7 protein-coding genes and 2 pseudogenes are annotated in these 12,272 nt (G+C 54.9%); 6 read left to right on the top strand and 3 right to left on the bottom strand.

Translation table 11 applies throughout. The annotated features are described in order from the left end of the window. Window positions 1-498 precede the first annotated feature (498 nt). Window positions 499-2,216: pseudogene (gene ggt / locus AC5S26_RS29565) on the top strand (gamma-glutamyltransferase). A gap of 371 nt (window positions 2,217-2,587) precedes the next feature. Here the strand turns inward: ggt and AC5S26_RS29560 are convergent. Beyond that, window positions 2,588-3,553, bottom strand: coding sequence for a helix-turn-helix transcriptional regulator (locus AC5S26_RS29560; RefSeq protein WP_494188535.1), 966 nt, complete (start codon window positions 3,551-3,553; stop codon window positions 2,588-2,590). A 199-nt stretch (window positions 3,554-3,752) separates the two neighbouring features. Between AC5S26_RS29560 and AC5S26_RS29555 the strand changes: the two genes are divergently transcribed. The 4 genes and pseudogenes from AC5S26_RS29555 to AC5S26_RS29540 all read left to right on the top strand — a co-directional run bounded on the left by AC5S26_RS29555 (window position 3,753) and on the right by AC5S26_RS29540 (window position 8,535). Beyond that, complete coding sequence (locus AC5S26_RS29555; RefSeq protein WP_494188534.1) at window positions 3,753-4,847, top strand: transposase; 1,095 nt, start codon at window positions 3,753-3,755, stop codon at window positions 4,845-4,847. Window positions 4,848-5,337: 490 nt separating this feature from the next. After that, the gene (locus tag AC5S26_RS29550) at window positions 5,338-7,584 is read left to right on the top strand and encodes a hypothetical protein (RefSeq protein ID WP_494188533.1); all 2,247 of its coding nucleotides are present in this window, start codon (window positions 5,338-5,340) and stop codon (window positions 7,582-7,584) included. 56 nt (window positions 7,585-7,640) lie between these two features. Next, entirely contained in the window at window positions 7,641-8,024 is a 384-nt protein-coding gene (locus tag AC5S26_RS29545) for an SRPBCC family protein (protein WP_494188532.1), read from the top strand. Then, window positions 8,021-8,535 (top strand): annotated as a pseudogene (locus AC5S26_RS29540) (zincin-like metallopeptidase domain-containing protein). The gene AC5S26_RS29545 and the pseudogene AC5S26_RS29540 overlap by 4 nt, the downstream one beginning before the upstream one ends. A gap of 182 nt (window positions 8,536-8,717) precedes the next feature. Here the strand turns inward: AC5S26_RS29540 and AC5S26_RS29535 are convergent. Then, on the bottom strand, window positions 8,718-8,918 hold the full coding sequence (locus tag AC5S26_RS29535; protein ID WP_494188531.1) for a cold-shock protein: 201 nt from the start codon (window positions 8,916-8,918) through the stop codon (window positions 8,718-8,720). A gap of 189 nt (window positions 8,919-9,107) precedes the next feature. Between AC5S26_RS29535 and AC5S26_RS29530 the strand changes: the two genes are divergently transcribed. Continuing rightward, window positions 9,108-11,465, top strand: a complete 2,358-nt coding sequence (locus AC5S26_RS29530) for a glycoside hydrolase family 3 N-terminal domain-containing protein (protein WP_494188530.1) — start codon at window positions 9,108-9,110, stop codon at window positions 11,463-11,465. Between the two features lie 476 nt (window positions 11,466-11,941). Here AC5S26_RS29530 and AC5S26_RS29525 read toward each other — a convergent pair. Further along, the coding region (locus AC5S26_RS29525) for an alpha/beta fold hydrolase (protein WP_494188529.1) at window positions 11,942-12,272 on the bottom strand (331 nt) is incomplete at its 5' end.

Here is a 12,272-nt window from a genome sequence, read left to right as displayed (position 1 = left end):
TTGGTTGGTTCGTTCCGTGTAATCATGATTCGACTTTAGGACGAACCACGCAGCAACGGAATTCGCAAATTCTTATGCCATATAAGTCGTGTCTTTGAAACTTTGAGCAGCCGCACCACTTAGGCCTTCATATTGGCTAGAAAGTGTCTCGACTCGGTAAGTCGACTCAGACCTCCGCCATAAGCTTGGACGTACCTCACCCAGGATGCCGCGGCGAAAATCGTAAAGCACGTGTGTTCATAGCGAGAGACGCTTGTGCCAAGAGATCGACATGCAGAAAAAATGTTTGTGGAACCGCAACATTAGATACAACAGCGCTATTCGACACGCTCAATGCGAAACGGCAGCATAAGATGAACACAGGCCTTGGCCGGGGCCGCTGTTGCTTCCTTCGCACGCATACCGTACCCGCTTATTCAGCAATGCTGATAGCGTGGTGTCCCGCCGAGAAGGACAACCTCTACATCTGGGAACGTTTATCAAATTCAGGAGCAAAGAATGGTAGTGGCGCGCGCAATAGCAGTTATGTGTTGTTTTGGAGCCTTGGCAGCACCAGGTGTAGGTCAGGTGAAACCCCCTGGCAGCGGAAATGCGCTTCCGGTCACAGGTCGTTCAGTTGTTACAACAAAATATGGCATTGTTGCTGCGAGCCAACCGGTAGCAGCTGCAGCCGGAGTTCAAATACTTGAACACGGCGGCAATGCCGTTGATGCTGCGATAGCAACAAATGCTGTTATTGGATTAATGGAGCCCATGGGGAATGGCATAGGAGGAGATCTATTTGTGCTCTACTATGAGGCGAAGAGCCGAAATGTCTATGGTTTAAACGCGAGCGGTTGGTCTCCAAATGGATTGACACCTGAGTTTCTTTCGGGCCACGGAGTCAACCAGATGCCGCAAGCTGGGATCAACTCGGTAACCGTTCCTGGTGTGGTAGCTGGCTGGCAGACCTTACATGATCGCTTTGGTACGATGCCTCTTTCCACTCTGCTGGAGCCGGCGATCGATTATGCGGATAACGGAGTTCCGATTAACGAGGTAACTGCGCTGATCTGGAATTACTTTAATAAGCTTATAAGCGCGCAACCAAATATGGCAGCTACATATTTGACCAATGGACGCGCGCCAAAGTCAGGAGAAGTATTTCGCAATCCTGATCTTGCAAACAGTCTGCGGCGCATCGCCGCCAAAGGCCGAGATGGCTTCTATAAAGGCCGACCGCGGAAGCTATTGTCTCCATCTCTAAAGAAATGGGTGGAACAATGACGTTAGAGGATTTAGCAGATTTCCAACCAGAATGGGTTAGGCCTATCTCCACAACCTATCGTGGATGGAAGGTCTACGAGCTGCCTCCGAATACCCAGGGGATTGCTGCGTTGGAGATGCTTAATATCATGGAGTCCTTCCCCATGAAGGAATATGGCTTTCAGAGTCCGAAAGCGCTCCATACGATGATAGAAGCCAAGAAGTTGGCGTATGCAGACATGCTGCGATACGTAGGAGATGCTAGGTTTTCCACGATACCTGTTACACAGATGCTGGATAAAAAGCTAGCAGCCGAACGTGCCTCTGAAATTAAAGATACCGCGCGTTGCTCAGTGGAGCCAGCCGTCTTGCCAGGCATCACGGATGTAAAAGGGAAAGACACAATCTATATGACGGTTATCGATAAGGAAGGCAATATCGTATCTCTCATCCAGAGCGACTATGCTGCCTTCGGATCTGGCGTCGTTCCGAAAGGTACAGGGTTTGTACTGCAGAACCGTGGTGCTCAGTTCACGCTGGAGAAAGGGCAGGCGAACACTCTGACAGGTCACAAGCGTCCTCTGCATACTCTGATTCCGGCCTTTATGGAGAAGGATGATGCCCGGATTGGGTTTGGCATTATGGGCGGTTGGAATCAAGCACAAGCGCAAGCCCAGTTTGTATCGGATATCGCTGACTATGGTGCATCCATTCAGCAGGCTCTGGAAGCCGGCCGTTTCAAAAAAGATACGTTCGATGGCTGTGATGTTGAGATCGAGGAACGGATCCCTGAGCGAGTTCGAGATGAGCTAAGCAAATTGGGACACCAAGTAAAGCCTCGACCAGTTCGTACGCCATATTTTGGTTATGGACAAGCTGTGATGAGTGATGGAACCGGCGTTCATGTCGGGGCCAGCGATCCTAGACATGACGGAGAAGCAATTCCAGAGCCTGCACCAATTTCAAAGTAAAATACTTCACCTTCGTTGATGGAGCCCGCTCGACTTTCTGCTGGGATGAATGCCTTCGGCGTGCCCCATAACGATCTAAATGTCCGTTCCATGAGGTTATCCCCAATTGAAAGTGTCGGGCTCAATCCATCATCATCTATGGAACCTCTTAGAGGTTACTCAGTGATCGAGAGCTCGTGAACCGATTGCTAAAACGCTTTCGCCATGTTCGTATGGTTCTCAGCCGAAACGCGTGGCCTCGACGGCAACTTAACTGTCAGAGCATTTGGATTCGCTTTAATAGGTTTATTTTTAGGGGACACCCTGTAACTCATAGCTATCAGGTGCATTTCGCGATCGGACAGATCTGCAACCTCTTAGTCATGGAGTTGTCATCCCCGATACCATGCAGCACAATTTGCATAAGGTCGGACTTGCGAATTTCGCAGCTGTTTGCCTAATTTAAGTCGCTGATATTCTGTAGGACTTAGACCGGACGTCTCTCGAAATACCCGAGCAAAGTGTTGTTGTGTTTTGAAGCCACAAGCTAAAGCAATATCGATCATTCTCAAATTCAATGATCCGAGGAGCTCTTTGGCGCGCTGCACTCTCTGCTGCAATACGAATTGGTGTGGGCTTTTACCCATCGACTTTTTGAAGGCATGAGAAAAGTGAGTCATACTTAGGCCTGTAACTGCTGCCATGTTGGCGAGGCTTATGTCTTCGCTGATTTTTGATCGTACAAAGTTCACGATATTCCGACGACCAATGTCAGTTAGCCCGCCTTTGATTGGGCGCCCCGCTTTCACTGAGAGAGTGTAACTTTGCGCTAAAACTGCGGCTAGCGCCAGTTCAATGGATTGAAGAAATAATTGGCCACTGGGAAAACCAGATGCTCGTTCAATATTGACGGCAGTCATTAGTGCAGTGATCCGCGGATCCCTAAGCTTATGGATGTTCCGTAACTCTATCTCTCTATTCGCTTCACCAGCAGCTTCGCTCAGGTTAAAATCAGACACTTCAAAACGAAGCCCTCTTACTTGATCGCGGCTTTGGACCAGCGCGGGAACTTGCCGGCAACATAGGGCAGCCTCGCCTTCAATATATTCAAACTGCTCCGTTGGAGCACCGTCGATGCCTAGAAAATCAATCCCTCCAGGCTGAAGCACCATCACAACATATTGAGACTCATGCACTACCTTGAGCGGTTCCTCGGAAAGAGATACTAATTCAACCCTCGATGACATCGGCTCTAAATCCCAACTAGTGGACCCAAAAGAAATAGATGCGGCTGCCAAAGGAACGATGCAATTAGCGTTTCGAACACACAAAGGAAGAGCAACATGAATCACACTCATTCCTTACTCATTTCGCAACTGGTTTACTTCAGTGAATCTGCGTCGCCCTAAAGGAATTGATGGGCTTGATGCCGGCGAAAATCCCTTCACCTCGCTTCGTCACAAGCGCGGATGGCTTCCAATGCAGATGTTGCTTCTCGCTCGATCGCCTATAGAGCGATGCTCGCCTTCTTCTCCGGGGTTCTATATGGAACTGTCTATGACTTTGTTTCGTGAGATTCCAAGCGGGCTACTCACTCTCGCCCAACACGGTAGCAAGGCATACAGCGAAGGGTTCGATCTGGTTCACAGACGCGAGGCACCGCGATCAAATGCCATCTGGCAGGCGGACCACGCACAGTTGAGCATTCTCCTGCTACGCGAAGACGGCCGGACTGCTCGACCCTGGCTGACTATCGTCATTGACGACTATAGTCGCGCCATTGCCGGCTACTATCTTGGCTTCGATCCGCCTTCTTCGATGAGAACGGCTCTCGCGCTGCGACAAGGTATATGGCGGAAGGGTCACTCGCATTGGCATATATGTGGCATTCCAGAAGTTCTTTATACCGACAACGGTTCTGATTTCACCTCGAAGCACATAGAGCAAGTTGCCGTCGATCTCAAGATTCGCCTTGTATTCTCGACTCCCGGCAACCCCCAGGGCCGTGGCCGGATCGAGCGCTTCTTTCGGACAGTAAAGGAGATGTTCCTCTGCGAGCTCGATGGCTATATCAGGAGAAAACGACATAAGCCCAGCCTCTCGCTGGAGCAGTTTGAGGATCTCTTTCAAACATTTCTGTTGGAGACATACCATCGCCGCACCAACGTCAAAGGTAGGACGGCCCCCTCAGAACGGTGGGCGGAAGGCGGGTTCCTGCCGCGGATGCCTGAATCGCTTGAGCAGCTCGACCTCCTGCTGATGCAGGAAGTTCGTGCCCGCAAGGTGCGCCGGGATGGCATCCACTTTCAAGGTCTACGGTATCTATCGCTTACCTTGGCCGCATACGTGGGCGAAGATGTGACCATTCGATTCGATCCACGGGATATAGGCGAGATTCGTGTCTTCTACAAAGATCGATTCCTCTGCCCCGCCGTTTCAGCAGAGTTAGCAGGTGAGACCATTCCTCTGAGAGACATCATTCGAGTGCGTAACCAACGCCGTCGCGAACTAAGCTCGATCCTCCACGATCGGCAACAGGTCGTCGATGAGCTTCTGCAGTTGAAAAGGGGCACCGCTCCTAAGGAGATTCATGCAAAAGCCGCCGCCGCACCCGTATCCGAAGTCCGCATCAAAAGGTACCGTAACGAATAGCGGCGTTTTCGTCGAAACGATCGAATACAACAGGTTCGTTGAATTCTGCGATGCATGCCGCCATTTCCGTTATATCGGGCTATGCTACGGACCGCCAGGTATTGGGAAAACTCTCTCCGCCGTTCGTTACAGTCGGGCGGACCAGAGCGTTCTCGGCGAGCGGCGAGGAGCGGCAGGAACAATCCCGCCGTGCTGCGACAACAAGAACTGAATGGAACAATGCTCCAAGCCCTCACCATAAACCTCGTGCGAGCGTCCGTGTTCGTGCCAATCCAAACATCTTCTTTCTAAGAAAAGGCTGGCCATGCGCTGGCCTTTTCCTTTAGCTCCCCTCCCGAGCCACCCAGCTATCCTGTGACTGCCAGGTACTTACCAGCAGAAGATATCCCGATGACAACTGAGGAAGGCTCCCGGGGCTATGCTTGTTCTGCCGTAATGGCTGAACGACTAGCCTGAGCTAAATTCCTGGTGGCAGTCCTGGTGAACCTCTATGACTTCCTTCTCGAAGATCTTTCTGGCCTCTTCTGGCTTCGTCGCCTGTCTCGTACTGGCTTCCTGCGGTAGCTCCTCGAAGCCTCCCGCGGATTTCTCATTCTCTTCAACTCCTGGAACCATCACGCTCATTCCGGGCGGCGCACCGCAACAGGTCAGTGTGAGCGCTGCCGCCGTCAACGGCTCCACTGGCACGGTGTTGGTTGCGATCGCCGGTCTGCCCACCGGAGTCACGGCGCAGCCATCCTCACTGATACTCACTCCCGGCACCGCGCAGAACATAGCCTTCTCCGCAGCCCCGGCAACCGCCAGCGGCAGTGCCACTATAACCCTGACCGGGATCTCGGGAACCATCTCTCACACCTCTTCCGTGACCGCGACTCTTGCCCCTCCCCCCGACTTCTCCCTATCCGTAGCTCCGGCAGCGCTCACCATCACCGCCGGAGCAGCCGGCTCTCAAGTCAACGTTACGGCAACTCCTCTCAACTCCTTCGCAGGCAGTGTCACGGTCTCCATTGCTGGCCTGCCTACAGGCGTCACTGCGAATCCCTCCACTCTCACCCTCACCCCAGGAACCGCGCAGGCCACAACCCTGACCGCCGTTGGAACCGCACCTGCAGCCACATCGCCCCTCACCTTCACCGGCACCTCCGGTGGCCTTACCCACAATGCAACCTTCGCGCTCAATGTCCTCGGCGCTGCAATGACCAACGTCGCCGACGTCACGACCTTCCATTACGATCTGGCAAGAAGCGGACTCAACGCCAACGAGACGATTCTCACCTCGGCCAACGTAAACTCCACCCAGTTCGGCAAAGTCGGCTTCTACAACATGGACGGCAAAGTGGATGCCCAGCCGCTCTATCTCGCCAATGTGCCCATCGGCAACAAGTTTCACAACGTCATCTACGCTGGCAGCGAACATGGCAGCATGTACGCCTTCGACGCGGACGACGGCAGCCAGCTCTGGCAGCTCTCCCTTCTCGGTACCAGCGAGGGCCCCAGCGACGACCACAACTGCTCCCAGATCAGCCCCGAGATAGGAGTCAGTGCCACGCCCGTCATCGACCGCAAGCAGGGCGCCAATGGAACCATCTTCGCCGTTGCAACCAGCAAAGACTCGAGCGGCGGCTACCATCACCGGCTCCACGCCCTTGACCTCACCACAGGAGCCGAGATCGGCAGCCCCACGGAGGTCGCCGCCTCCTATCCCGGAACTGGAGATAACAGCCAGAACGGCAACGTCATCTTCGATCCGGCTCAATATGCAGAACGCGCCGCTCTGCTCCTGCTCAACGGCACCATATACACCGGATGGACCTCGCACTGCGACGTTGGACTCTACACCGGATGGATCATGGCCTACAGCGAATCCACGCTGAAGCAAACCCAGCTGTTGAATGTGACCCCCAACGGCAAAAATGGTTCTATCTGGATGAGCGGCAGCGGTATGGCAGCCGACAGCGCTGGCTCCATCTATGTGCTCCTCGCCAACGGCACCTTTGACACAGCTCTGGACATGAATGGCTTCCCGTCCAAGGGAGACTATGGCAACGCCATGGTGAGGCTCACCACTACAAGCGGCAAGCTCGCCGTCGCCGATTACTTCACGATGTACAACACGCAAGCCGAATCAGCCCAGGATCTCGATCTCGGATCTGGCGGTGCTCTCCTGTTGCCAGATCAGACCGATTCACAGGGAACGGTTCATCACCTGATCGTGGGTGCGGGCAAAGACCTGAATATTTACCTTGCCGACCGCGACAACCTCGGCAAATTCAACCCGGCCACCAATCCGATGGACAACAACATCTATCAGGAGTTGCCCGGAGCCAACCTTGGTCTCGTCTACTCCTCGCCCGCCTACTTCAACGGAGTTCTTTACTATTCCGCTGACGGCGATATGCTCAAGGCATACCCGATGGTGAACGCAAAGATGGCAACAACACCGTCCAGTGTGTCACCGACAAAGTTCATGCACCCCGGTCCTACACCAACCATCTCTGCCAACGGAATCCAGAATGGAATCGTCTGGGCGCTGGATTCCAACACAGGCCAACCTGCAATTCTGCACGCGTACGATCCGGCAAATCTCGTGCACGAACTCTACAACAGCAACCAGGCACCCAATGGACGGGACTCCTTCGGCAATGGAAACAAGTTCATCACTCCCATGGTCATCAACGGGAAGGTCTACGTCGGAACCCCGACAGGGGTAGCGGTCTTCGGTCTGCTCCCTCACTGATGGCAAGCGACGGACTGCATCGCGGTCCGTCGTGTAACAATCGCCTCAAGAGCTGAATGCCTTATCGTCTCGAACGAACGACCTTCCTGCCACGAACAAGAGAAGAGGTCTTTGCCTTCTTTTCGGACGCTGGAAATCTCGAACGGATAACGCCTCCGTTCCTGAACATCCACATCCTCACACCTCAACCGATTGCAATGAAGCCCGGAACCCTCATCGACCATCAGATACGGCTCTTCGGAGTTCCTATCCGTTGGCGAACTCGCACCGTTATCTTCGAACCGGTATCGCATTTTTTGGACGTCCAACTGAGCGGTCCCTATAGCCTCTGGCATCATCAGCACGAATTCGGGACTGTGCCTGGAGGAACGAAGATGTACGACCGACCTACTACAACGTCTTCAGTGTGGAGCAATGCGACGGGCTCAATGTACCGATGATCGAGGATCCGGAACTTGCCTCAGTCGACTTGGACAAGGCTTGTGAAGACCTCGTCAACAACTGGAGTGGCCGGCCCGCGATCCGTACAAAGGTCAAAACCGAAAGCCGTGCTTACTACCGACCCGAAACCGACTCCATCCATCTTCCTGCCCGTTTCCGTTTCGTCGATACTGCTCACTACTACAAGACCCTATTTCATGAACTGATTCACAGCACTGGCCATGAGAACCGGCTCGCGCGGACCTTTGGCGAGCATTTTGGAGACGAGCTTTACAGCAAGAAGAGCTCATCGCTGAGACTGGATCCGCTTTCCTTTGTGCCATGGCTGGAATTGAGACGGAGCTTACCGAACGGAACACCACCGCATACCTCCAACACTGGATCAGCACTTTGAAGCAGGACAACAGACTGATTGTTCAGGCTGCGGCAAGCGCTCAGCGGGCCGTCGACATGATCTTGGGAACCACCTTGGAATCTGCGGGGGCAGTTGATGTTGAACCAAAGCTGTGACTTCAGAATTATTTGGCGTTGTTCTTGAAGTATCCCAAATAGCTTTCAAAAATCTACGCCCGATAGTCTGCCAAGCTACACCATCTAGGAGCGATGTTCTGAGCTTAGCCCGGCACCGAGGATGCGACAGGAGAAAGGACAGCCCTAAGCTATCCTTTCTGTGCCTGAAGCGTTCACAGAGCCTAGAGTGGTTGGATGTCTGCCGCTTGCCAGCCTTTGGGTCCCTTGACGACGTTGAACTGGACGGCCTGTCCTTCTTGAAGGCTCTTGAAGCCACTGGAGACGATCGACGAGTAGTGAGCGAATACGTCCTCGCCATTCTGACGGCTGATAAAGCCAAAACCCTTAGCATCGTTGAACCACTTCACTGTTCCCTGTTCCATATCTTGTCCTTTGTTCGTCAAATTGCCGTCGAGATCAAGTCGGAGACCGAACTTTTTGTACAGCGCCAACAGTTCTGCCGCGGTGTCGAAATCATAGCATCGAGGTTGCTGCGAGGACGCGACTATCCAGCAACTTGTCTTGTACTCAGTTGCCCGGACAGAGGTAAAGTAGCCTTTGAGGATTCCCCAATGAGTTACTGTCGATCCACCCTGCTCGTCGGTTTCTCCCTCGGCTTTGCATTCTCCCTAGCTTTCGCGCAGGCATCCCACGACGCAGCTTCCAACGCGCAGCTCGCCAGCCCGGAGATTGAGCAGAAGGTCGACACGCTACTAAAGCGAATGACATTCGCCGAGAAGATAGGCCAGTTGGTCCAATACAGCGCCACGGAAGCGCACCCCGCAAAACTCTCCGGGCCTTCTACCGCCGCTCTCAATGTCAACCCTCCCGGCCCTGACGGAATCGACAGCCACGCCCTCGCACAAAAAGGTGAACTCGGCTCCATGCTCAATACGGTCGGGCAGAGCCTTACTAACCATTTCCAGCACGCTGCTGTTGACAATACGCGCCTCCATATACCGTTGCTCTTCGGGGCTGACGTCATCCACGGCTTCCGCACTATCTTCCCAGTGCCGCTCGCCACCGCGTCTAGTTGGGATCCCGCTCTTGTCACTGACCTCGCGCACATGGCCGCTGTTGAGGCCCGTACCGCCGGCGTCAACTGGTTCTACTCACCCATGGTCGACATCGCGCGCGATGCTCGATGGGGTCGGTGCACCGAGGGCGCAGGTGAGGATCCCTACCTTGGCTCCGCCATCGCTCGTGCCTATATTCGCGGCTATCAGGGCGACAGCCTGTCCGCTCCAGACTCCGTCGCCGCATCCGTCAAACACTTCGCCGCCTATGGTGCAGCCGAGGCCGGTCGCGAATACAACACCACCGACATGAGCGAGCTGCAGCTGCGTCAGGTCTACCTGCCGCCTTACCACGCAGCTGTTGAGGCCGGCGCGGCCACTGTCATGTCCGCCTTCAACTCGCTTAACGGCGTCCCCGCGAGCGCCAACCCGTTCCTGCTACAAACCATCCTGCGCGACGAGTGGGGCTTCGACGGTCTCGTTGTCTCCGACTACACAGCCGTCATGGAGCTCACGCATCATGGCATTGCACTCGATACGGCCATGGCCACCGAGAAAGCTATCACCGCCGGCGTCGACATCGACATGATGTCGCACTACTACGACGCTGAGCTCCCCGCGCTCGTCAAGGCAGGTCGAGTGCCCATGGCTGTCGTTGACGAAGCAGTGCGCCGAGTTCTACGCATCAAGTTTGCTCTCGGGCTCTTCGATCATCCCTTCGCCGAGGGTGCAGAGGTGACAGGAGCCGTCGCCGAGCATCGCCCACTCGCCCGCAGAGCTGCGGAGGAGTCCTTCGTCCTGCTGCAGAACAAACCCGCGCCTGAAGAGCCCCTCCTACCCCTCGCTAAGACCACGAAGAGGATCGCGCTCATCGGCCCGCTCGCCGACGATGCCAGCGACATGGTTGGCGCCTGGTCCGGGGCCAACAACTTCGGCGATGTGCGTACCTTGCGCGCGACCATGGCGGAACGAGCCCAGCAAAGCAGCGCGACATTCACGTACGCAAAGGGAACCGAAATCTCCGGCATGTCGAACTCCGGATTCGCCGCAGCTGTTGCTGCCGCACAGAATTCCGACGTCGCCATCCTCGCCCTTGGAGAGTCGAGCGACATGAGCGGTGAAGCCGCGTCGCGCGCGTTCCTGGACCTGCCCGGTAACCAACAGCAATTGCTTGAAGCTGTGGTTGCAACCGGCAAGCCAGTCGTTCTGCTCGTCTTTTCCGGTCGCCCGCTCGTGCTCGACTGGGCCGCTCAGCACGTCTCCGCCATCATGGAGGTTTGGTACCCTGGTGTCGAAGCCGGCCCCGCAATTGCCGACACCCTATTCGGCGACGTCGCGCCGAGCGGCAAGCTCACCATGAGTTTCCCACGCACTGTGGGCCAGGAGCCGCTCTACTACAATCAACTTCCCACTGGTCGCCCAATCCAGCATGCCGATCCGGCTCACCCTGGCTATGTTGAGATGAAGTTCGTCTCACGCTATCTGGACGTGCCTAACGACGCGCTCTTCCCCTTCGGGCATGGCCTTTCATATTCAACGTTTGGCTATTCCAGTATTTCGCTTTCGACGCAATCCATAAGCTCCTCCTCGCTGATGCGCGATCAGAAGAGCCAGCCCATCGTCGCAACCGCCACAGTCACCAATACAGGCAAGCGCCGTGCCACCGAGATTGTCCAGTGCTATATCAATATCCGAGGGACCAGCACAGAGCAGCCGGTACGTAATCTCAAGGGCTTTTCTCGGCTCACTCTCGACCCCGGCCAGACTCAAACAGTGCAGTTTCCACTCGGCTTCAACGAGTTGTCCTTCTACAACGCCAAGGCTCAGCCGGTTGTCGAACCAGCCGACTATACCGTCTACATAGGCGGCAGCTCCACCGCCACCAATGCTGCCCACTTCGCGACCACGCCGTAGCCCCAGGCGGGTCTTCTCCAAATGGGGAATGAAGCCGTTGGACACGCCTGCTGCTGGCTGTTTCGCTTCGAAGAGCAAAAGCCTGCAGTGTGGTGTGTAATCGCGCATCATGCCGATTCGTCAGCAAGGAATAAACCGGTTGCACAACGCCGAATCCCGGATGAAGAGAAAGATAACCTTGATTCCCCCAGACCGGTTTTCATGGGTCACTGATTGATTCTGACAAGTCGGCGCCGTGGTCAGCTTTAGCTTTCAGCCCCGCCTGATTCTCCGAATGACAAGGAGATCGAACCCACGCCAGGGTAGACCATCTGAGCTTCCAGGCGGTCGCTACGAGCGGAATGTTTACTTTGACCTTCAGCCCCTTTTCGATGAGTGCCTTGCCTTGTTACCAATAGTGGAGGTCTTCAGTCTCCGGTTTGCTCATCAATCTGGCATGCTCATAGATGGTGTATTCGTCAGAGTGTTTCCATGCTTCAACAGGCTTGCGCAAACACGCGAAGACGCTGATTGAACCCTGCCGCATCGTCCCAGAAAGCCGCGTGTCCCACATTGGCCATTACCTGAATTTGAGCATGGGCCAAACTAGCCTTGTGTAGTTCGACAGCATCTGGTTTGACAACCGCATCATTCGCCCCATGCGTGATCAGCACCGGCTTGCGGATTCGAGGCAGGAGACCATCATTGTCGAAGGAGCGAGAGAACATCGCCTGGCGCACATAAGGGGGAACGGACAGGTTATACCCCAGCATCAGATATTTGTCTTCGGCTGAGAGTTCTCGCGCGAAGCACAGCCGCAATAGCGAG

It is taken from the genome of Edaphobacter sp. FHG110511_03 (assembly GCF_059115365.1).
Note: the sequence above shows the minus strand (reverse complement) of the source record. Positions and strands in the feature narration are given on the sequence as shown.